Below are 23,354 nucleotides of genomic sequence, written 5' to 3'. Positions count from 1 at the left end.
TTCCGTCGAGCGCGAGCGTCAGACCGTGGCGCCCTCGGCGTCCGCGGACTCGGTCGCCGTGTCGGCCTCCTCGGCGATCACGGGCGCGAGCGACAGCTTGCCGCGGTCGTCGACCTTCGTGACCTCGACGAGGACCTTCTGGCCGACCCCGAGGACGTCCTCGACGTTCTCGACGCGCTTGCCACCGGCGAGCTTGCGGACCTCGGACACGTGGAGGAGTCCGTCTCGGCCCGGGAGGAGCGAGACGAACGCACCGAACGTGGCGATCTTGACGACCGTCCCGAGGAACTGGTCGCCGATCTCCGGGTTGGTCGGGTTCGCGATCGCGTTGACCTGGGCACGGGCCGCCTCGGCCGAGGGACCGTCGACCGCACCGATGTACACGGTGCCGTCGTCCTCGATCGAGATGTCCGCGCCGGTCTCGTCCTGGATCCCGTTGATCGTCTTGCCCTTCGGGCCGATCAGCTCGCCGATCTTGTCGACCGGGATCTGGACGCTGATGACGCGCGGCGCGGTGTCGGCCATCTCGTCGGGGGCGTCGATCGCCTCGGTGAGGACACCGAGGATCGCGGAACGGGCCTCCTTGGCCTGCTTCAGGGCAGCGTCGAGGACCGACGACGGGATGCCGTCGAGCTTCGTGTCGAGCTGGATCGCCGTGACGAACTCGCTCGTGCCGGCGACCTTGAAGTCCATGTCACCGAGGGCGTCCTCGGCACCGAGGATGTCGGTCAGCGCCGCGTAGCGGGTCTGACCGTCGACGGTGTCGGAGACGAGGCCCATCGCGATGCCCGCGACCGGCGCGCGCAGCGGCACACCGGCGTTGAGAAGCGACAGGGTCGAGGCGCACACGGAGCCCATCGAGGTGGAGCCGTTCGACCCGAGGGCCTCGGACACCTGACGGATGGCGTAGGGGAACTCCTCGCGGCTCGGCAGGACCGGCACGAGGGCCCGCTCGGCGAGGAAGCCGTGTCCGATCTCGCGACGCTTCGGCGAACCGACGCGGCCGGTCTCACCGGTCGAGTAGGGCGGGAAGTTGTAGTGGTGCAGGTAGCGCTTCTTCGTGACCGGGCTCAGGGAGTCGATCTGCTGCTCCATCTTGAGCATGTTCAGCGTCGTGACCCCGAGGATCTGGGTCTCGCCGCGCTGGAAGATCGCCGAACCGTGGACGCGCGGGATGACCGCGACCTCGGCGTCGAGCGGACGGATGTCGGCGAGGCCGCGGCCGTCCATGCGGACCTGCTCGGTGAGGATCCGGCCGCGCACGACCTTCTTCGTCACCGACTTGTAGGCGGCGGAGACCTGACCGTTGGCCTCGGCAGGCAGGGTGCCGGCCTCGACCTGGGCCGCGACGGCCTCCTTGACGCGCGCCTTGAGGGCATCGTCGGCGTCCTGACGCTCGAGCTTGCCGGCGATCTGGTACACACCCTTGAGCTCGTCGAGGGCGAGCCCCTCGACCGCCGCGTAGACCTCGTCGGAGTACGCCGGGAACACCGGGTAGTCCTGGATCTCCTTGGCGGACTGCGCGGCCATCTTCGCCTGGGCCTCGACGAGGACCTTGAGGAACGGCTTGGCGGCCTCGAGGCCCTGCGCCACGACGGACTCGTCCGGCTTGACGGCGCCACCCTGGATGAGGCCCCAGCTGTTCTCGGTGGCCTCCGCCTCGACCATCATGATCGCGACGTCCTCGTTGCCGGCCTCGTCGGTGACGACCCGGCCGGCGACGGTCAGGTCGAACACAGCCTGCTCGAGCTGCGAGTGCTTCGGGAACGCGACCCACTGGCCGTCGATGAGCGCGAGGCGCACACCGGCGATCGGGCCGGAGAACGGCAGACCGGAGATCTGCGTGGAGGCCGACGCCGCGTTGATCGCGAGGGCGTCGTAGAACTCGTCCGGCGCGATGCTCAGGACCGTGATGACGATCTGGACCTCGTTGCGGAGCCCGTCGACGAACGACGGACGGAGCGGGCGGTCGATGAGCCGGCAGACCAGGATGGCCTCGGTCGACGGTCGGCCCTCGCGGCGGAAGAACGAGCCGGGGATCTTGCCGGCGGCGTAGGAGCGCTCCTCGACGTCGACGGTGAGCGGGAAGAAGTCGAAGCCCTCCCGCGGGTGCTTGCCGGCGCTCGTGGCGCTCAGCAGCATGGTCTCGTCGTCCAGGTACGCGGCGACGGCGCCCTGCGCCTGCTGCGCGAGACGACCGGTCTCGAACCGGACGGTACGGGTACCGAAGCGACCGTTGTCGATCACTGCCTCGGCGAACTTGATCTCGGGACCCTCCAAAGGGGTGCCTCCTCGTGTGCGTGACGGCCACGCACACTCGTCGAGCGTGCGTGGTGGTGTCGGCGTCGTGGTCGACGCCGCATGGTGTGTGTGCAGCAGGGCCGGGGGTCGAGGGCACGGTGTGCACGTGCGCCCACACGACAGCGGGACGCATGCCTGGCCAGCAGTAGAAATCCACGGCGCCGCTCGCCCCGCGTGGGGGGCGGTCCCGTAGGTCACCACCGATGACCAGCTTCGTGCCGGCCTGCTCCGGTTGGTTCCAGATCGATGACGGATACGTCACCGACGGTCTCGAGCCTAGCATCCGGGTCCGCCGCTCCGGCATGGCTCGCGGCGAACACGCGGTGGGTCGTTAGCCTGGGCCCATGCGTCACTCCTCCCCCACGCGTGCCGCCGCGCCCGGACGTGCGCGCCGTCGGCTGCTCGTGACGGGCCTCACCCTGACCGTGTGCGCGTTCGTCGCGCCGGTCGTCGGAGCCCTCCCGGCCCAGGCCACGACCTACCCGTCGTGGGCGGACGTCCAGGCGGCGAAGGGCAACCAGGCGGCCACGCAGGCCGAGGTCGCGAAGGTGCAGGACGCGCTCAAGGGCCTCCAGTCGGTGGCCGCGCAGAAGTCCGCCGCCGCGCTCACCGCGTCGGCCCAGGCCGCCGCGGCCGAGTCCGACCTCCGGGCGGCGACCCAGACGGCCGACGACCTGACCGCCAGGGCAGCGGCCGCCGCCGAGACCGCGGCGCGCGCTAAGGACCGGGCGGGGCAGCTCGCCGCGCACCTCTACCGCTCGGGCGACAGCGACACGATCACGAGCCGCATCGTCGGTTCCAAGAAGCCCCAGGACCTCCTGTACCAGCTCGGCACCCTCGACCAGTTGTCGGACACGTGGGCCGGTGTGATGAGCGACGCGAGCGTGGCGGCGAACACGGCCACGTCCCTCCACGACCAGGCGCAGCGGGCCGAGGCGGAGCGCCAGCGCCTCGCCGACGCCGCGGAGACCAAGTCGACGGCGGCGGACGCCGCGGAGGCAGCGGCGAACGCCGCGGTGTCGAGCACGCAGCAGCACAGCGACGAGCTGTACGCGCAGCTCGCCACCCTCAAGGACACGACGGCGAAGGTCGAGCGGCAGTACGCGATCGGCCAGGCCGTGGCCGCCCAGGTCGCGGCCCAGAAGCGGGCCGCGCAGCTCGCTGCGGAGCGCGCGGCCGCCCAACGCGCCACGTCCGCCGTCGCGGCGGCCGCGCCCACGACGTCGTACCCGGATCCGTCCGGCGTCGGCGCGGACCCCGCGGGCGCGCAGGCGTACGCGCGAGGCGCGATCGGTGCCTACGGCTGGGGTTCCGACCAGTTCTCGTGCCTCGTGTCGCTGTGGACGCAGGAGTCGGGCTGGCGGGCGAACGCCCTCAACGTCTCGAGCGGCGCCTACGGCATCCCGCAAGCACTGCCCGCGTCGAAGATGGCCACGGCGGGCGCGGACTGGCGGACGAACCAGGACACCCAGATCAACTGGGGCCTGGCGTACATCAAGGACGCGTACGGCAGCCCGTGCGCCGCGTGGAACCACGAGATGAGCGAGAACCCGCACTGGTACTGAGCGGCTCTCCCCCTCCGCGTGCCCCCTACTGACCGAGGCCCTCGAGCAGACTCCCGAAGTCGACGACGTCGGGCTCCGTCACGGGGACACGACGCCGGGAGGTCCGGACCATGTGGGCGAGGTCGGCCCCCGCCCGGCGGATCCGACGGTCGAGTGCCGCCACGCCCTCGGCGTCGCCCCAGTCCTCGGTGGCCGCGAACACCGCGGTCGGCGCCACGGCGGCGCGCAGATAGCTGAAGACCGGTCGGAACCCGTGCTCGACCGTGAGCGAGTGCCGCGGGGAGCCACCGGTCGCACCGAGCAGCACGGGCATGTCGACGAGTGCGTCCGTCTCGAGGACGTCGAGGAACGACTTCGCGAGCCCGCTCATGCCCGCGGTGAACACCGGCGCGACGAACACGACGGCGTCCGCCTCGACGACCTCGGCGACCGCCGCGCCGAGCGCGGGCGGTGTGAAGCGCGTCAGCATCGCGTCGGTGATCTCGTGCGCGAGCGGGCGCAGGTCGACGTGCACGACGCGCGTCGCGCCTCCCGGCACCCCGTCGTCAGGGTCACCGAGGGCGGTCACGGCGGCATCCGCCAGCCGGTCGGCCAGGAGGCGCGACGACGACGGTTCGGACAGCCCCGCGGAGACGACGGCGATGGTGGTCATGCGCGCACCTCCGCGACGTCGCTGGCGACGGCGGCCGACTGCGCGGCCGCGACGAGCGAGGCGTGGGTCGGGGCGTCGGGGACGCCCGGGGCACGGCGGGCCTCGAACTCCTTCCGGAGCACGGGCACGACCTCCTCGCCGAGGATGTCGAGCTGCTCGAGCACGGTCGTGAGCGGCAGCCCCGCGTGGTCCATGAGGAACAGCTGGCGCTGGTAGTCGCCGACGTACTCGCGGAAGCCGAGGGTCCGGTCGATGACCTCCTGCGGGCTGCCGACCGTGAGCGGGGTCTGCCGCGTGAAGTCCTCGAGGCTCGGGCCGTGGCCGTAGACCGGCGCGTTGTCGAAGTACGGGCGGAACTCCGCGACGGCGTCCTGCGAGTTCTTCCGCATGAACACCTGGCCGCCGAGCCCGACGATCGCGTTCGCGGCCGGCCCGTGTCCGTGGTGCTCGAACCGCTCACGGTAGAGCCGGACCATGTTCGCGGTGTGGCTGGCGGGCCAGAAGATGTGGTTCGCGAAGAAGCCGTCGCCGTAGTAGGCCGCCTGCTCGGCGATCTCGGGGGTGCGGATCGAGCCGTGCCAGACGAACGGGGCGACGCCGTCGAGTGGGCGCGGCGTCGCGGTGAAACCCTGCAGCGGCGTGCGGAAGTGGCCCTGCCAGTCGACGACGTCCTCGGTCCAGAGGCGGCGGAGGAGTGCGTAGTGCTCGATGGCGAGGTTGACGCCCTGTCGGATGTCCTGCCCGAACCACGGGTAGACGGGCCCGGTGTTCCCGCGGCCGAGGATGAGGTCGGTGCGGCCGCCGGACACGTGTTGGAGCATCGCGAAGTCCTCGGCGATCTTCACCGGGTCGTTCGTCGTGATGAGTGTCGTGCTCGTGCTGAGGACCAGCCGCTCGGTCTTCGCGGCGAGGTAGCCGAGCATGGTGGTCGGCGAGGACGGCACGAACGGCGGGTTGTGGTGCTCGCCCGTGGCGAAGACGTCGAGGCCGACCTCCTCCGCCTTCTGCGCGATGGTCAGGACCGCCTGGATCCGCTCGGCCTCGGTCGGCGTCCTGCCGGTCGTCGGGTCGGTGGTGACGTCACCCACGGTGAAGATGCCGAACTGCACGATGCGCTCCTCTTTCGATGCGTTTGCATGTACATGGTAGCCGAACGACGGTGCAGTGCACGCTATTCCCGCTCCGTGCGAACGCGCGGGGAGACGACCGCACCCGTCGGGAACGCAGAACGCCCCGCCCCTCCGGTGGGAGGGACGGGGCGTTCGGTCAAGACCGGATCCCCCGCCTGGCGGAGGCACTTCGATCGTCGACCGCAGTGACCGACAGAGCAGTGACTAGCGACGCAGGCCGAGGCGCTCGATGAGCGAGCGGTAGCGGTTGATGTCGACGTCGGCGAGGTAGCCGAGGAGACGACGACGCTGCCCGACGAGGAGCAGCAGACCACGACGCGAGTGGTGGTCGTGCTTGTGCTCCTTGAGGTGCTCGGTGAGGTCCTTGATGCGCTGCGTGAGCACGGCCACCTGGACCTCGGGGGATCCCGTGTCGCCCGGGTGGGTCGCGTACTCTTCGATGATCGCCTTCTTGACGTTCGATTCGAGTGCCATGGGTGATCCCCTTCCTGTTGCTGCGCGGTGCACCACACCGGATGTGTGGGCGCTCTGTGTCCGCGGCCGTTCGACGGCAACCTCACGATGATACCCCACCGGCCCGTCGCCGGACGACCCCGACGGGCCCCGTCCGGCCCCGGCCCGTTGCCGGACGACCCCGACGAGCCCCGTCCGTGCCCCGGAGTCAGCTGAACAGTGCCCCGACGAGGCCGGGGACGGCCGCGACGACCGCGACGAGGCCGGCCGCGACGCCCGCACACGCGGCACCCGCCCACGCGAGACGCGCAGCGCGGGCGACCCGCACCTCCCGTCCGAGCGCTGCGAACCGTGCCACGACGTCGGCGGGCTCACCCTCGGGCCGCACGCCCCACGTCTCGGTGGAGGTCACGGCCCCGGCGAGCGCCCACACCGCGTCCTGACCGAGGACCGTCGGGAGCCGGCGGAGCGTCCGGACGAGGTGACGGGCGTCGACGACGCGGACGTCCTCCGGCGCGCGTCGGACCTGCACCCGGGCGGCGTGCACCACCGCGACGAGACTCGTCACCGGTGCGACGGGGAGCGTGAGCGCCGCCAGGGCACGCAGCACGCGCGTCCGATCGCTCCGTGCCGCGTGCACGTACGGCCGGCGCTGACCCGCGACGAGCACGGTGTCGCCGCCGACCCACACGCGAGCGTCGCGGTGGTGCTTCGTGTGCACCGTGACGACACCCATGGGTCCGACGACGAGGTGGTCGATGTCCGTGCCCGAGTCCGTCACCGGGATGGAGTGCAGTACGACGTGCTCCGGTCCGAGCCCCTCGAGGAGCCGCGCGGTCACGCGCTCCCCCACCACGCCGACGTACCAGGACCGCGCCGCGTCGGTGAGCACGCGCGCGCCGACGACGCGTGCGAGACGGCCTCGCGGTGGCGCGGCCGCCTGCTCGGCGACGCAGGCCGCCATGAGCGTCTGCCCCGGGACCCGGTCCGTGAGGTCGTCGAGTCGTACCGCCCCCGGGACGTCGTGGGTGGGCACGCGGTGGTCCTCCTGTCGGGCCGTCCTGCACGGCCCACCACCCAGGGTGTCGGACCCGGGCCGGCCGGTGCCAGCTCCAGAAGGGGTGCCCCCCGGACGGCCGGACCAGGGGACGGACGGGAGGACCGGGGTCCACCGGTCGCGCGACGCGCGGCCGTCAGACCATGCGCGGGCGTCGGCGGCGGCGTTCGGGCACCGCCGACCGAGCCAACCCGATGAGCGTGGCGCCGAGGAACCCCCCGAGCCCGTTCGAGAGGACGTCGCGCGGATCGGCGACGCGGCCCGGCAGGGCGACGTGCTGCGTCCACTCGATGCCCACCGAGAGTCCGACGGCGAGCATGCCCGCGAGGAACCACGCCCGCCGGGGCAGCCACATCGCCGCGATCGCACCGACCGGGACGAACATCGCGATGTTCGCCATGAACTCCGCGCGGTCGTAGGTGACCCACGCCGTCGCCGCGTGCTGCTGGGCCAGCCGGAGGACGAGGGCGACCGCATCACTGCCGGAGCGGGAGAACAGCTGGGGTGTCAGCGTCATCCGCCACACCACCCAGGCGTAGCCGGCGGTGACGACGAGCAGCAGCAGTCTCCGGAACATCCGCACAGTCTGGGGCAGCAGCCTGCCGCACCCCTGTGCCCGGGCTGGACACCGACCGCGCCGCGCCTGGCAGATCGCACACAGCGGACCGGCGAGTGGCCGCCGCGGGGCCGGTGATGCGAGGCTGGTCCGACCGACCCGTGAGGACGAGGAGGACCGCCATGCCCACGGAGCGGCCTGACCCCCGCCCGCCGGCCGGCCACCACCGGTCGGGGCGCCGCCAGTGGGCCGTCCTCGGCGCGGTCGCCGTGGGGCTGGCGCTGCTGCTCGTGCTCGCGTTGACGGTCGTCCTGCCCCACGCCGACCGGAACGGAGGCTCCATGTCGACCCCCGATGCCACCCCCACGCCGACGCGCGTCATCGCGACCCGCAGGACCGCGGCTGAGGCCTTCCCCGGCGGACTCGCCGTGCAGCCCACGAGCGTGAACCACCCCGCCCGGTCCGAGTCCGCCGCTCGCACCCGCGGCGACGTCGCGACGGCGAACGCGCTCTCGGTGATCGCGGACCAGCCGATCGCCACGTGGCTCACGGGCGCGGGGTCGAACGCCGACACCGTGCGCACGGTCCGCGCGGTGCTCGAGAGCGCGCAGACGCACCAGGCGACCCCGACGTTCGTGCTCTACGCCGTGCCGGACCGCGACTGCGGCGGGTACTCGAAGGGCGGCCTCGGCACGGCCGCCTACGGCCCCTGGGTGCGGCACGTGGCCGACGCCATGCGGGGATCGCACGCCGTCGTGCTCGTCGAACCGGACTCCCTCGCCCAGATCTCGAACTGCCCCCGCATCGGGACGAGTCGCATCCCGGTGATCCGGCAGGCCGTGCACACCCTCGTCGACGCCGGGCTCACGGTGTACCTCGACGGCGGCAACGAGGACCGCGTTCCCGTGGACACCATGGCGCGGCGTCTCCGCGAGGCCGGCGTCGACGAGGCCCAGGGCTTCTCGACGAACGTGTCGAACTTCTACCGCGTCGACCAGGAGCGCGCGTACGCCGACCGGCTCGCGGACCGCATCGGGGGCGACCCGCACTTCGTCATCGACGTGTCCCGCAACGGCCGGGGGTGGCTCGGCACCTGGTGCAACCCGCCGGGGGCCGGGCTCGGGCAGACCCCGCACGTCACCGCCGGCTCCACCCGACTCGACGCCCTGCTCTGGGTGAAGACCCCCGGGCTGAGCGACGGCACGTGCAACGGTGGACCGGCCGCGGGGCAGTGGTGGCAGCAGTACGCGCTCGACCTCGTGGAGCACCGGAAACGGGGCTGACCGCCGGCGAGATCAGGCCGCGACGTCCCCCGCCTCCGCCGCACCGGCGTCCTCGTCGGTCGCGATGACGTCGAGCACGACGAGCCGCCGGGTCGGCCGCGTCATGGCGACATACACGGCGGCGGCCGCGCGGGCAGCGTCGGCGCCGACACCGTCCGGGTCGACGAGCACCACGCCGTCGAACTCGAGCCCCTTGGCCTCGGCACCGGTGAGGACGGTGACCGCGCCGGGCCGTGGCGCCTCGAGTGAACGGAGGTCGTCCGTGGTCGCCGCCAGCCGCTCGCGGATCACCGCGATCGCGTCGTCGGGCGCGATGACGCCCATGGTGCCCGTGCCGATCCGACGCCGCTCGGCCCGGACCTGCTCGACGACCGCGTCGACGAGGCCGGCGCGGGACACCGCGACGTGCTCGACCGGATCACCGTCACGGACGGCACGGGTGGCGGTGACCGCGAGCCCGGCGTCCTCAGCGAACCGACCGGCGGCTTCGACGATCTGCCGCGGCGTGCGGTAGTTGACGGTGAGGTACTCGATCCGGTGGTCGAGCGGCACGCGGGGAGCCCGGCCTCGACGACGGCGGGCGAGGGCACCGAGCACGTCGTCCCAGCTCCGCGCGGCGGCGGGCGAGGACCCCTGCGCCATGTCCCCGACGATCGTGAAGGACCGCAACGGGTTCCGCCGCGCGAGCACCCGCCACTGCATCGGCGAGAGCTCCTGGGCCTCGTCCACCACGATGTGGCCGTAGGTCCACTCGCGGTCCTCCGCTGCACGCTCCGCGGTGGTGCGCGGGTCACCGCCCTCGGCGAAGGACCCCGCGACCTGCTCCGCCGTCACGATGCCCTCGACGCCCATGTTCTCGATCGCGATGCGGGCGTTCTCGACGTCGCGCTGTCGGGCCGCCTTCGCCTGCCGCCGGGCGCCGCCGCCCGAGGGGTCGAACGGGCCGAGGAGCTCGGCGGCCTCGTCGAGCAGCGGGACGTCCTCGACCGTGAACCCGGCACCGCGCGAGCGTCGGAGCAACGCCCGCCGGTCAGCGGACCAGTGCGGGGTCAGCGAGGCGAGCCAGTTCGGGCGCGCGTAGAGGTCCTCGACGAACTTCTCGGCCGGGAGCGGCATCCACGCGCCGTTCAGCAGCACCCGCACGTCGTACGACGAACGGACGTCCTCGCGGAGGACCTTCTCGTCGGCCTCGTCCACCGTGGTCCCGCGCTCGCGCAGCTGCTCGGCGAGCAGACCGGTGAGGGCATCGAGTGCCGCCTTGTTGAAGGTCACCCGCGCGACGTTGTGCGGCTTGCCCCGCTCCTGGGCCTTCCGCATCGCCGCGGCGATGAGCGACGGCGGGACCACGAGACGCTCGCCCTCGATGTCGACCGTGACGGTCTCGGTCGGCACGATCTGCCGCGACCGCACCGCGCGGCGGAGCAGGTCGGCCATCTCGGCCGACCCCTTGACCGCGGCGGCCCGCGCGCCGTCGTGCCGATCGGTTTCGACGCCCGGGTACAGGGACCCGAGGGACGCCATGACGACGCCCGTCTCGCCGAGCGACGGGAGGACCTGCTCGATGTACGTCAGGAACGCCGGCGACGGACCGACGACGAGCACGCCGGAGCCGCGGAGACGCTCGCGGTGCGAGTACAGCAGGTAGGCCGCCCGGTGGAGTGCGACGGCGGTCTTGCCGGTGCCGGGGCCACCCTGCACGACGAGCACGCCCTCGATGGCGGACCGGATGATGCGGTCCTGCTCGCCCTGGATCGTCGCGACGATGTCGGTCATCCGGCCCGTGCGGTCCGCGCTCACGGCGGCCAGCAGCGCGCCCTCACCCTGCAGGTGGGTGCGCTCGCTGTCGTAGAGCGTCGCGTCGAACACCTCGTCCTCGACGCCGACGACCTCGCGACCGGCCAGCGTCAGGTGCCGACGCGCGCGCATGCCCATCGGGTGGGCCGCCGTCGCCTGGTAGAACGCGCTGGCGCCGGGCACGCGCCAGTCGAGCAGCAGCGGCCGGTGCTCGGCGTCGCGGAGCCCGACGCGGCCGATGTAGCGGAAGGCGCTCTCGTCCTGCTCCGGGTCCGCGACCTCGAGGCGGCCGAACACGAGCCGGTCGCCGACGCGCTCGAGCGTCGCGAGGGTGTCCTCGTAGAGGCGGGCGAAGGCGTCGCGTTCGCTGCGGCTCTGGTGGTTCCCACCGACGGACTCACGACGGGTCTCGGCCAGCCGCCGGGCGGCGTCCGCGGACAACTCGTCGAGCCGTGCGAACAGGCCGTCGACGTACTGACGCTCGCGGTCGACTTCTGACTCCTCGGTCACGCAACACCCTTCGGGACGGGGGTGACAAGTGTAGCCCCGCGCGCGCCGTGGTGGGCGGTGTCGGCGTGGAGGTGCGACGGGGCCGGTCCGACCGGCCCCGTCGCGGGCTCACATCTCCTCGTGCGAGTCGGGGTCGCCGCCCCAGAGCCGGCCACGCTCGAGCCCGGAGATCGCCGTCATCTCGTCGTCGGTGAGCTCGAACGCGAACACGTCGATGTTCTCGCGCTGCCGTCCGGGGTCGCCCGACTTCGGCACCGGCACGGCGCCGAGCTGCACGTGCCACCGCAGCACGACCTGCCCCGGGGTGACCCCGTGCGCCGCCGCGGCGTCCGTGACGACGCGTTCGGTCAGGAGCTCGCTCTGCTTGGCGAGCGGGCTCCAGCTCTCGGTCACGATCCCGAGGCGCTCGTGGACCGCGCGGAGGGCGCCCTGGGGGAAGTACGGGTGCAGCTCGACCTGGTTGACCGCGGGGGCCACACCGGTCGCGTCGACGATGCGCTGCAGGTGCTCCTCGGTGAAGTTCGAGACGCCGATGGAGCGGACGACGCCGCTGTCCCGGAGGTCGACGAAGGCCTTCCAGGTGTCGACGAACTTGTCGACGGACGGGTTCGGCCAGTGGATGAGGTACAGGTCGACCGAGTCCAGCCCGAGGTTGCCGAGGGTCTCCTCGATCGATCGGTGCGCCTCGTCGTACCCGTGGTGTCGCCCGGGCAGCTTCGAGGTGACGACGAGGTCCTCACGCGGGAGACCGCACTCGCGCACGGCACGGCCGACGGCGTCCTCGTTGCCGTAGTTGAGCGCCGTGTCGAGGAGCCGGTAGCCCGCGTCGATGCCGGCACGGACCGCCGCCACGCCCTCGTCGCCGTTCAGCCCGTACGTCCCGAGCCCGAGGCGCGGGAAGGCGGTGCCGTCGTTGAGCTCGACGGTGGGGACCGCGGTCGGCATCAGCGCACGCCGAGGAGGTCGATGACGAAGATCAGGGTCTTGCCGGACAGGAAGTGCCCGCCACCGGCCGGCCCGTAGGCGAGCTCCGGCGGCACGACGAGCTTGCGACGGCCGCCGACCTTCATGCCGGGGATGCCCTCTTGCCAGCCGCGGACGAGCGCCGCGAGCGGGAAGTCGATCGGCTCGCCGCGGTTCCAGGAGCTGTCGAACTCCTCGCCGGAGTCGTACTCGACGCCCGCGTAGTGCACCTTGACGGTCGATCCGGGCTGGGCCTCCGCGCCGTCGCCCTCGACGATGTCGGTGATGACGAGCTCGGTGGGGGCGGGGCCCTCCGGGGCGTCGAACTCGGGCTTGCTGTTGAGGTCAGTCATGTCGCCATCCAACACGACGAGGGTGACGCCCGCATGACGGCCGGTCCCACCGGGCGCGTCCGGGTGCGGGGGACGGCAGAATGGTCCCACCGTGACTCCACATCCGGCCGACGACGGCCCAGCCTCCCCCCACGATCAGACCCCCACCACTCCGACCCCGCCCGCGTCCGTCGACACCGAGCCGACCCGGCACCGGTCGCTCCTCGCCGACCTCACGCCGCTGCGCCGGTCCCCCGCGTTCGCCCGTCTCTGGGTCGGGAGCTCGATCGCGGGCATCGGGACCCAGATGACGACCGTGGCCGTCGGCCTCGAGGTGTACGACATCACCCGGTCGACGTTCGCGGTCTCGCTCGTCGGGGTCATCTCGCTCGTGCCGATGATCGCGGCCGGGCTGTACGGCGGCATGCTCGCCGACGCGTTCGACCGCCGCGCCGTCGCCCTCGCGAGCGCGGTCCTCGCCTGGGTGTCCACCGCCCTCATCGCCACGCACGCCTGGCTCGGCCTCGAGAACGTGGCGCTGCTGTACGTGCTCGCGACGGTGAACGCGGTCGCCGGGACGGTGATCGGGGCCTCCCGCTCCGCGATCATCCCGCGGCTCATCGGCACCGACCTGCTGCCGGCCGCCGGAGCGCTCAGCGGCATCGGGACGGGATTCGCGGTCACGGTGGGGCCCGCCGTCGCCGGCGTGCTCGTGGCCGCCGTCGGGTACGCGCCCACCTACACGATCGACGTCGTCCTCTTCAGCTTCGCGTTCACGGGGGTCATCACGCTGCCGCGCATGGCGCCGGAGCACGACGCACAGCGCCCGGGGCTCGGGTCGCTCGTCGAGGGTGCACGGTTCCTCCGGCGCTCCCCGACGATCACGATGACGTTCGTGCTCGACATCATCGCGATGACGTTCGGCCAACCCCGCGTCCTGTTCCCCGCGATCGGGGCGCTCGTCATCGGCGGCGGCTCGATCACGGTCGGCGTGCTCACGGCCGCGTACGCCGTGGGGGCGCTCGTGTCGAGCGTGTTCTCCGGCCCGCTCGGACACGTCCGACGCCAGGGTGAGGCGGTGGGTTGGGCGATCACGGTCTACGGGGCCTCGATCGCCGTGTTCGGCATCGTGATCGCGGCCGCCCACGCGCTCGGCGGCCGTGCCCACGTCGGGTTCGGCATCGGGATCCTGCCGGCGCTCGTGCTCGCGTCCGCGGCGCTCCTGGTGTCCGGTGGTGCGGACAACGTGAGCAGCGTGTTCCGCGGGACGATCCTCCAGGCCGCCGCACCGGACGGCATGCGCGGCCGACTGCAGGGCATCTTCGTCGTCGTGGTGACCGGCGGTCCCCGGATCGGCGACCTGTACGCGGGCCTCGTCGTGGCCGTCGGCATCGCGGTCCCGCCGATCGTCGGCGGCGTCGTGATCATCGGACTCGTGGCGCTCCTGCTGCGCCTCGTTCCCTCGTTCCGGCGGTACGACGCCCTCCGCCCCGCGGACGGCTAGCGTGGGCGGCATGCAGGACGCCGACTCGCGTGCCCTCAAGCGCACCGGGTTCCGGGCGGTCGTCCGGCGGACGACCCACCAGGTCATCCGGCACCGGGTCGTCGACGCCGCTGCCTCGCTCACCTTCTTCGCCACGCTGACGGCGTTCCCCACGGCCCTGACCGTCGTGTCGGCCGTGTCGATCCTCGACCGCTCCGGTGACACGATCACCGACATCATCCAGATCCTCGGCGCCATCATCCGCCCGGAGACCGCGCGACACCTCGAGACGCCGCTCCGGCAGCTCACCGCGCTCGACAGCCCGGAGCTCGCGTTGGCCATCGGTCTCCTCCTGACCCTGTGGTCGCTGTCCGGGTACGCGACCGCGTTCGGGCGCGCGATGAACACGGCGTACGAGGTCGAGGAGGGGCGACGGATCTGGAAGTTCCGCAGCATGATGCTGCTCGTCACGATGCTCATCATGGTCGGGGGCGCCGTGGCGATCACGATCCTGCTCGGCACCCCGACGGCGGTCGCCACGGTCGTGCACCGGATGGGGTGGCCGGCCTGGCTCGAGGGCCTGTGGGACGTCGGCAAGTGGCCCGTCCTCCTCGCGACCCTCGTCGTCATGGTCGGGGTGCTGTACTACGCGACGCCGAACGTCCGGGCACCACACCTGCGGTGGGTCTCGGCCGGAGCCGGGTTCGCGATCGGCACCTGGGCCCTCGCGACCCTCGGGTTCGTCGTGTACGTCAAGACGATCGGGTCCATCAACCACGCGTACGGCTGGCTCGGTGGCGCGATCCTGCTGCTCGTCTACCTCTACATCTCGAACTTCGTGCTCGTGGTCGGGGGCGAGCTCGACTCGGAGATCATCCGGATGCGGCAGCTGTTCGCCGGCGTCGAGGCGGACGCCACCATCCGCCTCCCCCTCCGCGACGTGCGCCGCAACTTCGCGCTGGCACGGTGGCACGACCACGACGTCGCGACCGCGCGGCAGGTGCGCCTGGCCGCCGCGGAGCTGCCCGAGCCCGATCCCGAGACCGAACGCGAGGAACAGCGTCTGCGCGACCTCGCGAACCAGGTCCGCGTGCGCGCCGACGAGCGGCCGCTGCCGACGGACTGACGGCCGGGAGGCCCGACCCGCGCCCGCTCCGTCGGTCTCGTGACCGGGCCGACGGGGCTACTGGTGGAACTGCGGGACGATCAGGTACACCCCGTACAGCACCGTGGCCGCGCAGACCGCGAAGCACAGCACCGCCGCCGCGCGCGCCGACCGCGCGCGGCCGTCGCGCCCGGTGACCCACAGACGGAGTCCGAGCCCGTACACCGAAGTGACGAAGCACGCGGAGATCAGCGCGACGAGCACGACGAGCAAGAAGCCTCCCCAGTCGATCATCGACGGCCTCCTCTCCGTGCGGCCATCCGGCGCAGGGTCTTCTCGCGGCTCAACGCCACCCGGCGGGCCGCGACCTCCTCCGCACGCTTCCGGCGCTGCAGGTCGCGGCGCTGCTTGCGCGTGAGGACCGAGTTCGCGGCGACGTCGACCTCGATCGCTGCGGCCTGCTCGACCGGGTTCCGCCGCGACCACAGGAACAGCCCGGCGATGATCACGGCCCCGAGCACGGCGTCGACGACGAGCCCGGCCGTGCCGATTCGGGCGATCGCCGACGCGACCGCGCCCACGGCTGCCGAGGCGGGCAACGTGATGAACCACGCGATGACGATCTTGCCCGCCGTCGACCACTGGATCTTCGACCCGCGGCGACCGAGTCCCGCACCGATGATCGATCCCGACGACACCTGCGTCGTCGACAGGGCGAAGCCCACGTGGCTCGACGCGAGGATCGTCGCGGCGGTCGAGGCCTCGGCGGCGAAGCCCTGCGTCGCGCGGATGTCCGTGAGCCCGCTGCCGAGCGTCCGGATGATGCGCCAACCGCCCGTGTACGTGCCGAGCGCGATCGCCATGGCGCAGGCCACGATCACCCAGAGCTCCGGGCCCGACCCGCTGCGCTGGAACCCGCCCGCGATGAGCGTGAGCGTGATGACGCCCATGGTCTTCTGGGCGTCGTTCGTGCCGTGGGCGAGCGACACCATGGACGAGGTGAAGATCTGACCGATGCGGAAGCCGCCGCGTTCGTTCGGCGCGCCCTTGCGCCGCGTGACCGCGTAGGCGATGCGGGTCGCCAGGAACGCGACCACCGATGCGATGACCGGCGAGAGCACGGCCGGGATGATCACCACCGTGAGGAGCGAGGCGTAGTTCACCGAGCCGAAGCCCGCGCCGACGATGGCCGCGCCGATGAGGCCACCGAACAGCGCGTGGCTGGACGAGGACGGCAGGCCGCGGAGCCAGGTGATCATGTTCCAGGTCACGGCACCGATGAGCCCCGCGAAGATCATCGCCGGGGTGATCGCGACGCCACCCGGCCCCTCGTTGATGAGGCCGTGCGAGATCGATGTCGCCACCTCGGTGCTGAGGAACGCCCCGACGAGGTTGAGCACCGCCGCGACGGACACCGCGACCGTCGGCTTCATCGCGCCGGTCGCGATCGGGGTCGCCATCGCGTTGGCGGTGTCGTGAAAACCGTTCGTGAAGTCGAAGAAGAGGGCCAACGCGATGACCAGGACGACTATGAGTGTGAGATCCACCGCCGACGAGTCTCCCAGTTCCGGGCACCGCGGGGCAACCTGATGTCCATCCCCCGTCCACCCCTTGGGCGAGCACCGCCCGTCCTCGTCCGCTGTCGTCGCGCTCAGGGCCCGTCCAGCCCGCACCAGGCGGTCTCTGAGAAGATGGACAGGCCGACGACGAGAGGACTCCCGCCCGATGGACATCGCCGAACTGCTCGTGGTCCTCGTGGTGTCCCTCGCGCTCACCGCGTTCGCCCGCGCCAAGGGCCTGCCCGCGCCGCTCCTCGTCACCGCCGCCGCGCTCGCCGCCTCGTTCGTCCCCGGGCTGCCGCACATCGAGATCGACTCCGACGTCATCCTCACCGTGGTGCTGCCGCCGCTGCTGTACTCCGCGGCGCTCGACGTGACGTGGCAGAGCTTCCGGCAGTCGCTCCGGCAGATCCGTCGGCTCGGGATCGTGCTCGTGATCGTGACCGCGATCGTCGTCGGCGCCGTCGCCTACCTGCTCGTACCGGACATGACCCTGCCCGCCGCGATCCTCGTCGGCGCGATCGTCGCCCCGCCCGACGCCGTGTCGGCCGCGGCGATCGGCCGGAAGCTCGGGCTCCCCCGCCGCGTGATGACCGTGCTGTCGGGCGAGAGCCTCATCAACGACGCGGCGTCCCTGACCCTCGTCCGCGTCTTCACGCTCATCATCGCGGGCGAGTCGCTGACCCTGTGGGAGGACGCCGGGATCTTCGCCCTGGCGATCGTCGTGGGACTCCTGGTCGGCGGGGTCCTCGGCGTGCTCGTGCACTGGCTCCGGATGCGGCTGGGCGACCCGGTGATCGCGACCATCATGAGCATCCTGCTCCCGTTCGTGGCCTACGTCCTCGCCGAGGAACTCGGCGGCTCGGGCGTGATCGCGGTCGTCACGGCCGGCCTGTACATCGGGTACAACTCGCCGAAGGAGGGCTACGAGACCCGTCTCCAGGAGCGCCCACTGTGGACGAGCGCCGACGTCATCCTCGAGGGCTTCGTGTTCGCGCTCATCGGGCTGCAGCTCAACACGGTCGTGCGCGAGACGCTCGCCAGCCACCGCAGCCTGCTCGAGAGCGTCGGGGTGGCCTTCGTGGTGCTCGGCGTCGTCGTGCTCGTCCGTCCCGCGTTCGTGTTCCTGTCGTACTGGCGGCGACGCCTGAACGGGCGCTGGCTCCGACCGCTCGTCGTCCGCGCGACCCGGGGCAGGCCGCGCCTCCGATGGCTCCGCGGCGCGGCCGAACCACGGATGACCTGGCAGGAGCTCACGGTGATCTCGTGGACGGGGATGCGCGGCGTGGTCACCCTGGCCGCCGCCGTCGCCGTCGTGTCCTCGCCGACGCACATCCCCGCGCAGGACACCATCTTCCTCATCGCGTTCGTCGTCACCGTGGGGACCCTCCTGCTGCAGGGGCTCACCCTGCCGATCGTCATCCGCCGTCTGCACGTCCACGACCCGGGCGAGCACGAGCGCGACACCGCGGCCGAGCTCCTGTTGTCCCACCGCACGACCGAGGCGGCGATCGACCTGATCCGCGAGCGGCAGGACGTCTGGGCGGAGCGGTACGGACGGGAGGCCGTGGACGCGACCGTGGGCCGGCTGCGGCGGCGCTTGGAGCGGCAGGCCGAGGACTTCCAGCACGACGCCGAGGACGAGCGCCTCGACGCCCGCGAGGCCCCGTCCCGGCTCACCGCCGCCGAGGTCCAGGCGGTCCGGCGCGAGCTCCTCGCCCGCCGGCGCGAGGTCGTGCTGCGCGAGCGCGAGCACGGCGCCCTGGACGAAGAGGTCATGCGCCGCGTCCTCATCAGCCTGGACGCCGAGGAGCTCGCGATGGACTCGTCCCAGGCGGGCCGCAGCCGGTCCTGACCGCGCGGCCCGCACCTCCCGGCCATGTGGGCTCGAAGCGGCGGCGGCGTACCCTGGAAGCCTTCGTCCGAAGCCCAGAGAGGTGGCCCAGCCCGCGTGAGCACACCGCGCAACAACGACGTCCCGGACCGCGCCGGAGTGCACCGCAGCACACCGACGGCCCGCACCACGAGGCCGGCGACCCGGGGATCGTCGCCGCGTCGGGGTACCCGCATCGCCGGGCGGGGACGGACCGTGACCCGTGCGCCCGAGCCCCAGCACATCAGTCGCTACCGCCGCTGGTACGGAACCCTCCACCCCTCGCTGCAACTCATCGGCCTGCAGCTCTGGATGCCCCTGTTCTTCATCGTCGGGTTCTGCCTGTGCTACATCGCGGCGTTCCACGCACCCCATCCGCACGACGTCCCGATCGCGCTGGTCGGGTCGGACCCGGCACTCGTCGCGGCCGTGCACAAGGCCCTGCCCGGCGAGTACGTGTTCCACACGGTCGACTCGCTCACCCGCGCGAAGCACGACGTGGTGAGCGGACTCATGGCGATCGCCTACGACCCGTCGTCGAACACGGTGTTCAAGGCGAGCGCGCACCAGTTCCAGGTGGCGAGCCTCGTCCCCGCGACCCTGTCGTCGGTGATCACGGCCGGTGGGGGTCCGGCCCCGACGATCACCGAACTCGCCCCGTTGCCACGCTGGGACGAGTACGGCACCGTCGCCATGTACGTCATGCTCGCGTGGTGCATCGGCGGGTACATGGTGGCGATGTTCATCGGCATCATGGGCGGCCCGCTGCGCCACCGCACGCGCGTCGCGGTCATCGTGGTGGGCGGGATCGTCATCTCCCTCATCACGAACACCCTGGCCGGCCCGGTCGTCGGCGCCATCCACGGACACTTCGCCGCGCTCGTGCTCATCGCCTGGGGCTGGATCGTCGCCATCGGACTGACCGTGAACGGCCTGAGCTACTTCGCCGGGCGGTTCATCGCCGCACCCGCCATGATCTGTTTCGTCTTCCTGTCGATGCCGTCGTCGGGTGGCGCCTACCCGAAGTGGTTCATGCCGGAGCCGTTCGCCTGGCTGAACCACGTCGTGGTGGGCTCGAGCATGGTCGAGATGATCAAGCACACGGTGTACGGGGTCGGACCCTCGTACGAGCGCGGGCTGGTCACGATGGCCTCCTACGCCGCGGCCGGGATCGTGCTCATGGTCGTCGGCAAGATGTGGTGGGAGCGCCGCCGCATCCGGATGATCGTCACCGGTCGCACGACGATGTTCGGGGACGCGCAGACCGCGAACCGCGATTTCCTGGGCCAGCAGCGAGACGAGGAACTCGCGCGGCACGGACTCCAGTCGACCGAGACGGGCACGCTGAGCACCATCCGCCCCGGCCGAGGCGACGGTGACGACCACCACGACGCGGGGTTCCAGGACGCCCGGATGACGGGCGACGTCTTCACGGGCGGGCTCGAGGGCCTCGAGGGCACCGCCGCACCCCGCACCGGCGCCGTCGCGATCAGTCGACCGCCGCACGGACGCCGGACCCGGTGAACCCGGACACGGTGGCACAGTCCTCGCCGAAGGTGAACCGCGCACGGACGCTCCCACCGCGCAGGACCCCCGGCAGCCAGTAGCGGGCGTCGTCCCACATGGCGTCGTAGGGCACGGCGTCGACGGGGACCCAGCCCGGTTCGAGCTCGTCGCCACCGCGCGGCTCGCCGTCCCACCGCTCGGCGACGAACACGTCCGAGACCTGACTCCACGACGGCCGGAACGGGAAGCGGTAGTCGAGCGTCCCCCGCGGCTCGAGGTCCTCGGCACGGACCTCGAGCCCGACCTCCTCCGCGACCTCACGCACCGCGGCCGAGCGGGCGTCCTCGCCGGGCTCGAGCTTGCCGCCGGGGCCGACGAGCCGTCCGACCCCGAGCCCCCGCCGCTTCCGTCCGAGCAGGACCTCGACCCCGGCGGGCCCGGATCGGAGCAGGTAGACGACACACACCCGCGGGTGCTGGTCCTTCGACGCGACGTGCGGCACGCTCCGAGTCTGCCCGAGCACGCCGGGGAGCGCGGCGTCGATGTCCCCGAAGGCGTGGCGTAGGCTCGCTCCATGGCAGCGCAGGTACGGGCACACCGTGGCTGAGTCCCGGAACGCGGGGCGGAGCCTCGAGGTGCTCCGTGCCGAGGCGGCGGAGGAGATCGCCGTCATCGTCGAACACCGCTGTCGCCAGGGTGACGACCCGTGGGAGTTCATGCACCTGATCCCGACGGTCGACGAGCAGGTCGTGCTCATCCTCCGCGCCGAGGCCATCGAGGTCGACTCCCGCATCGAGCACCGTGCCGGCGGACGCACCCAGCACCCGTCGTCGGGGTCGGGTACGGTGCACGGCGAGGAGTACCACCGCCTCCGGCGCATCGCGCTCGCGCACCCGGAGCTGTCGAGCGCGGTCTGGAAGCTCATGGGTGCGATCCCCGAGAGCCGCTGACCCGGTCCGACGCATCCGCGGACACCCGGGGACCAGGCCCGGGGACCGGCAGCGGATGCGCTTGACTGACCGCATGATCGAAACCGTCCTCGCGATCCTGAACCGTCCCTCCCAGCACGCCGAGGCGCACGACCCCGGCGCCGACGCGTTCACCTTCGAGGGTCCGATCGAGCCGCACGTCCAGGTGCTCGACCTCGGCTTGGTCCGCGGTGACGGCGTGTTCGAGACCCTGAACGTCACGGACGGTCGACCGCAGGCACTCGAGGCACACCTCGACCGTCTCGCCCGCTCGGCCGCGATGCTCGACCTGCCCGCACCCGACCTCGACGTCTGGCGCCGCGCGGTCGAGGCCGTCGTCGCGGAACTCGATCCGGTCCGCGAGGCCTACTGCAAGACCGTGATGTCCCGCGGCGTCGAGGGCGACGGCCGACCGACGGGCTACGTGTACGCGGCCCCGGCCGAGGAGTACACGATGCCCCGCGAGCAGGGCATCGCCGTCGTCACGCTCGACCGCGGGTACCGCCACGACGTCGCCCGCACGAGTCCCTGGCTGCTCCAGGGCGCCAAGACCCTGTCGTACGCCGTGAACATGGCCGCCCTGCGTGAGGCGGCTCGCCGCGGGGCCGACGACGCCCTGTTCGTCTCGACCGACGGCTACGTCCTCGAGGGCCCGCGCTCGACGCTCCTGCTCCGACGCGGCGACGACCTCGTCACGCCCCGGACCGACATCGGCATCCTCGCGGGGACGACGCAGGCGGACGTCTTCACCTTCGCCGAGGACCGCGGGATCGCGACCTCGTACGAGCTCGTGACGCTCGACGACCTCCGTGCCGCCGACGCACTGTGGCTCGTGTCGAGCTCCCGGCTCGCTGCCCCGATCCGTTCCGTCAACGGCGACGTGCGCGACATGGACCTCGAGCTCACCGCCGCGATGAACACGTTCCTGCTCGACCGCACCGCGTAGGCGCCGGACGCCGTGACCCGGCGGACGGCCGGGAGGCCCGAGCCGCGCCCGGCACGGCGGTCGCGATCCGGGCCTCCCGACCGGCGCCGCGGCGGGCGGTCGGGGGTCAGAACCGCGGCACGGTCACCCCGCGGTGCGCCTCCGCGTCCCACGTGTAGACCTCGGCGCCGTCGATGAAGACGCGGAGCGCCCGCGAGGTCGCGTCGAGCGGGTCGCCCGACCAGAGCACGAGGTCGGCGTCGTAGCCGGGTGTGATCTGACCGACGCGGTCGCCGAAGCCGAGGAACGTCGCCGGGTTCGTCGTCAGCGCCTCGAGCGCCGTCTGCCGGGGCAGGCCCTCCTTGACCGCCATCGTCGCCTGCAGCACGAGCATGTTGATCGGCACGACGGGCGCGTCCGTCGTGATCGCGACCCGGACCCCGGCCGCCGCGATCTCGGCGAGGTTCGTGATCGCGCGGTCCCGGAGCTCCACCTTCGAGCGACTCGTGAACAGCGGGCCGTACACGACGGGGATGTCCTTCTCGGCGAGGAGACCCGCGAGCTTGTGCCCCTCGGTGCCGTGGTTGACGACGAGCCGGTAACCGAACTCCTCGGACAGGCGGATCGCGGTGGCGATGTCGTCGTGGCGGTGCGTGTGCTGGTCCCAGGCGAGCTCCCCGTCGAGGACGCGCGCGAGGGTCTCCTTGGTGAGGTCGCGTTCGAACGGCTCGCCCTTCCCCGCGGCGGCCGCACGGGCGGTGCGGTAGTGGTCGGCGGCGACGAAGGCCTCGCGGATCACCTTCGCGACCCCGAGGCGGGTCGACGGTGTCTGGTCCTTCGCCCCGTAGACGCGCTTCGGGTTCTCGCCGAGCGCGCTCTTGACGCTGACACTGTCCGAGATGAGCTGCTCGTCGATCGTCCGGCCGCCCCAGCTCTTGATCGCGACGGTCTGGCCACCGATGGGGTTGCCCGAGCCGGGCTTGACCACGATCGCGGTGACGCCGCCGGACAGCGCGTCCCGGAAGCCCTCGTCGTCGATGTCGATCGCGTCGATCGCGCGGACGGCGGCCATGTTCGGGCCGGTCATCTCGTTCGTGTCGTTGCCCGCGACGCCGTTGGCCTCCTCGTGGATGCCGACGTGGCCGTGCGCCTCGACGAAGCCCGGCACGAGCCACGTGCCCGCCGCGTCGACGACCGGTAGCCCCTCGGGCACGGCGACGTCCGGGCCCGCCGCGGTGATGCGTCCGTCCTCGACGACGACAGCACCGCCGTCGAACTCGTCCCCGACGACGGGGACGACGTGGGCACCGGTGATGACGAAGGATCGTTTGCTCATGCG

General features: G+C 72.2%; 21 protein-coding genes. 8 read left to right on the top strand and 13 right to left on the bottom strand.

The window, feature by feature from the left end:
- Nucleotides 1-18: 18 nt before the first annotated feature.
- On the bottom strand, nt 19-2,280 hold the full coding sequence (locus DEI94_RS04500) for a polyribonucleotide nucleotidyltransferase (RefSeq protein ID WP_111011096.1): 2,262 nt from the start codon (nt 2,278-2,280) through the stop codon (nt 19-21).
- A gap of 365 nt (nt 2,281-2,645) precedes the next feature.
- On the opposite strand from DEI94_RS04500, the gene DEI94_RS04495 reads away from it, so the two are divergent.
- On the top strand, nt 2,646-3,866 hold the full coding sequence (locus DEI94_RS04495) for a coiled-coil domain-containing protein (protein WP_258370222.1): 1,221 nt from the start codon (nt 2,646-2,648) through the stop codon (nt 3,864-3,866).
- Between the two features lie 25 nt (nt 3,867-3,891).
- Here DEI94_RS04495 and DEI94_RS04490 read toward each other — a convergent pair whose 3' ends face one another.
- The 5 genes from DEI94_RS04490 to DEI94_RS04470 form a co-directional block, all read right to left on the bottom strand.
- A complete protein-coding gene (locus tag DEI94_RS04490; RefSeq protein ID WP_111026898.1) occupies nt 3,892-4,518 on the bottom strand; it encodes a CE1759 family FMN reductase in 627 nt (208 codons plus the stop codon).
- On the bottom strand, nt 4,515-5,627 hold the full coding sequence (locus DEI94_RS04485) for an LLM class flavin-dependent oxidoreductase (RefSeq protein ID WP_111011094.1): 1,113 nt from the start codon (nt 5,625-5,627) through the stop codon (nt 4,515-4,517). Before DEI94_RS04485 ends, DEI94_RS04490 begins: the two co-directional genes overlap by 4 nt.
- A gap of 225 nt (nt 5,628-5,852) precedes the next feature.
- Nucleotides 5,853-6,122, bottom strand: a complete 270-nt coding sequence (gene rpsO / locus DEI94_RS04480) for a 30S ribosomal protein S15 (protein ID WP_111011093.1) — start codon at nt 6,120-6,122, stop codon at nt 5,853-5,855.
- Nucleotides 6,123-6,309: 187 nt separating this feature from the next.
- Complete coding sequence (locus tag DEI94_RS04475; RefSeq protein ID WP_111026899.1) at nt 6,310-7,137, bottom strand: nuclease-related domain-containing protein; 828 nt, start codon at nt 7,135-7,137, stop codon at nt 6,310-6,312.
- Nucleotides 7,138-7,294: 157 nt separating this feature from the next.
- Nucleotides 7,295-7,735, bottom strand: a complete 441-nt coding sequence (locus tag DEI94_RS04470; protein WP_111011091.1) for a VanZ family protein — start codon at nt 7,733-7,735, stop codon at nt 7,295-7,297.
- 161 nt (nt 7,736-7,896) lie between these two features.
- Here DEI94_RS04470 and DEI94_RS04465 point away from each other — a divergent pair, with 161 nt between their 5' ends.
- Entirely contained in the window at nt 7,897-8,997 is a 1,101-nt protein-coding gene (locus DEI94_RS04465) for a glycoside hydrolase family 6 protein (protein ID WP_181436111.1), read from the top strand.
- A gap of 12 nt (nt 8,998-9,009) precedes the next feature.
- On the opposite strand, the gene DEI94_RS04460 is transcribed toward DEI94_RS04465, so the two are convergent.
- From DEI94_RS04460 to DEI94_RS04450, 3 genes are all read right to left on the bottom strand, one after another.
- Entirely contained in the window at nt 9,010-11,301 is a 2,292-nt protein-coding gene (locus tag DEI94_RS04460; RefSeq protein ID WP_111026901.1) for a HelD family protein, read from the bottom strand.
- Nucleotides 11,302-11,409: 108 nt separating this feature from the next.
- Entirely contained in the window at nt 11,410-12,246 is an 837-nt protein-coding gene (locus tag DEI94_RS04455) for an aldo/keto reductase (protein WP_111014022.1), read from the bottom strand.
- Nucleotides 12,246-12,617, bottom strand: coding sequence for an FKBP-type peptidyl-prolyl cis-trans isomerase (locus tag DEI94_RS04450; protein ID WP_111014023.1), 372 nt, complete (start codon nt 12,615-12,617; stop codon nt 12,246-12,248). Before DEI94_RS04450 ends, DEI94_RS04455 begins: the two co-directional genes overlap by 1 nt.
- A 91-nt stretch (nt 12,618-12,708) precedes the next feature.
- Here DEI94_RS04450 and DEI94_RS04445 point away from each other — a divergent pair, with 91 nt between their 5' ends.
- Entirely contained in the window at nt 12,709-14,100 is a 1,392-nt protein-coding gene (locus DEI94_RS04445; protein WP_349815163.1) for an MFS transporter, read from the top strand.
- A gap of 10 nt (nt 14,101-14,110) precedes the next feature.
- The gene (locus tag DEI94_RS04440; RefSeq protein ID WP_146244097.1) at nt 14,111-15,205 is read left to right on the top strand and encodes a YihY/virulence factor BrkB family protein; all 1,095 of its coding nucleotides are present in this window, start codon (nt 14,111-14,113) and stop codon (nt 15,203-15,205) included.
- Between the two features lie 57 nt (nt 15,206-15,262).
- Here DEI94_RS04440 and DEI94_RS04435 read toward each other — a convergent pair whose 3' ends face one another.
- Nucleotides 15,263-15,478: a hypothetical protein gene (locus DEI94_RS04435; RefSeq protein WP_111011076.1), complete on the bottom strand. Its 216-nt coding sequence runs from the start codon at nt 15,476-15,478 to the stop codon at nt 15,263-15,265.
- On the bottom strand, nt 15,475-16,731 hold the full coding sequence (locus DEI94_RS04430; RefSeq protein ID WP_111011075.1) for an inorganic phosphate transporter: 1,257 nt from the start codon (nt 16,729-16,731) through the stop codon (nt 15,475-15,477). Before DEI94_RS04430 ends, DEI94_RS04435 begins: the two co-directional genes overlap by 4 nt.
- Nucleotides 16,732-16,909: 178 nt before the next feature.
- On the opposite strand from DEI94_RS04430, the gene DEI94_RS04425 reads away from it, so the two are divergent.
- Complete coding sequence (locus tag DEI94_RS04425) at nt 16,910-18,598, top strand: cation:proton antiporter (protein ID WP_111026902.1); 1,689 nt, start codon at nt 16,910-16,912, stop codon at nt 18,596-18,598.
- 234 nt (nt 18,599-18,832) lie between these two features.
- Entirely contained in the window at nt 18,833-20,140 is a 1,308-nt protein-coding gene (locus tag DEI94_RS04420; RefSeq protein ID WP_146249499.1) for an ABC transporter permease, read from the top strand.
- On the opposite strand, the gene DEI94_RS04415 is transcribed toward DEI94_RS04420, so the two are convergent.
- A complete protein-coding gene (locus DEI94_RS04415; RefSeq protein WP_181434915.1) occupies nt 20,106-20,624 on the bottom strand; it encodes an 8-oxo-dGTP diphosphatase in 519 nt (172 codons plus the stop codon). The genes DEI94_RS04420 and DEI94_RS04415 overlap by 35 nt on opposite strands.
- 97 nt (nt 20,625-20,721) lie before the next feature.
- Between DEI94_RS04415 and DEI94_RS04410 the strand changes: the two genes are divergently transcribed.
- Together DEI94_RS04410 and DEI94_RS04405 are read left to right on the top strand one after the other, a co-directional pair.
- Entirely contained in the window at nt 20,722-21,072 is a 351-nt protein-coding gene (locus DEI94_RS04410; protein ID WP_111026904.1) for a tryptophan synthase subunit alpha, read from the top strand.
- Between the two features lie 73 nt (nt 21,073-21,145).
- On the top strand, nt 21,146-22,036 hold the full coding sequence (locus DEI94_RS04405; RefSeq protein ID WP_111026905.1) for an aminodeoxychorismate lyase: 891 nt from the start codon (nt 21,146-21,148) through the stop codon (nt 22,034-22,036).
- A gap of 106 nt (nt 22,037-22,142) precedes the next feature.
- Here DEI94_RS04405 and DEI94_RS04400 read toward each other — a convergent pair whose 3' ends face one another.
- On the bottom strand, nt 22,143-23,351 hold the full coding sequence (locus tag DEI94_RS04400; protein ID WP_111011070.1) for an amidohydrolase: 1,209 nt from the start codon (nt 23,349-23,351) through the stop codon (nt 22,143-22,145).
- Nucleotides 23,352-23,354: the final 3 nt, after the last annotated feature.

Origin of the sequence: Curtobacterium sp. MCBD17_040, assembly GCF_003234805.2 — a bacterium.
Taxonomy (GTDB): domain Bacteria; phylum Actinomycetota; class Actinomycetes; order Actinomycetales; family Microbacteriaceae; genus Curtobacterium.
This window is presented reverse-complemented; position numbering and strand designations above follow the sequence as displayed.

What these genes read in the sequence shown, in the direction of transcription:
- DEI94_RS04495 (WP_258370222.1), top strand. Translation starts at nt 2,646, where the DNA reads ATGCGTCACTCCTCCCCCACGCGTGCCGCCGCGCCCGGACGTGCGCGC.
- DEI94_RS04490 (WP_111026898.1), bottom strand. Translation starts at nt 4,518, where the DNA reads ATGACCACCATCGCCGTCGTCTCCGCGGGGCTGTCCGAACCGTCGTCG.
- rpsO (WP_111011093.1), bottom strand. Translation starts at nt 6,122, where the DNA reads ATGGCACTCGAATCGAACGTCAAGAAGGCGATCATCGAAGAGTACGCG.
- DEI94_RS04470 (WP_111011091.1), bottom strand. Translation starts at nt 7,735, where the DNA reads ATGTTCCGGAGACTGCTGCTGCTCGTCGTCACCGCCGGCTACGCCTGG.
- DEI94_RS04465 (WP_181436111.1), top strand. Translation starts at nt 7,897, where the DNA reads ATGCCCACGGAGCGGCCTGACCCCCGCCCGCCGGCCGGCCACCACCGG.
- DEI94_RS04455 (WP_111014022.1), bottom strand. Translation starts at nt 12,246, where the DNA reads ATGCCGACCGCGGTCCCCACCGTCGAGCTCAACGACGGCACCGCCTTC.
- DEI94_RS04450 (WP_111014023.1), bottom strand. Translation starts at nt 12,617, where the DNA reads ATGACTGACCTCAACAGCAAGCCCGAGTTCGACGCCCCGGAGGGCCCC.
- DEI94_RS04440 (WP_146244097.1), top strand. Translation starts at nt 14,111, where the DNA reads ATGCAGGACGCCGACTCGCGTGCCCTCAAGCGCACCGGGTTCCGGGCG.
- DEI94_RS04435 (WP_111011076.1), bottom strand. Translation starts at nt 15,478, where the DNA reads ATGATCGACTGGGGAGGCTTCTTGCTCGTCGTGCTCGTCGCGCTGATC.
- DEI94_RS04425 (WP_111026902.1), top strand. Translation starts at nt 16,910, where the DNA reads ATGGACATCGCCGAACTGCTCGTGGTCCTCGTGGTGTCCCTCGCGCTC.
- DEI94_RS04405 (WP_111026905.1), top strand. Translation starts at nt 21,146, where the DNA reads ATGATCGAAACCGTCCTCGCGATCCTGAACCGTCCCTCCCAGCACGCC.
- DEI94_RS04400 (WP_111011070.1), bottom strand. Translation starts at nt 23,351, where the DNA reads ATGAGCAAACGATCCTTCGTCATCACCGGTGCCCACGTCGTCCCCGTC.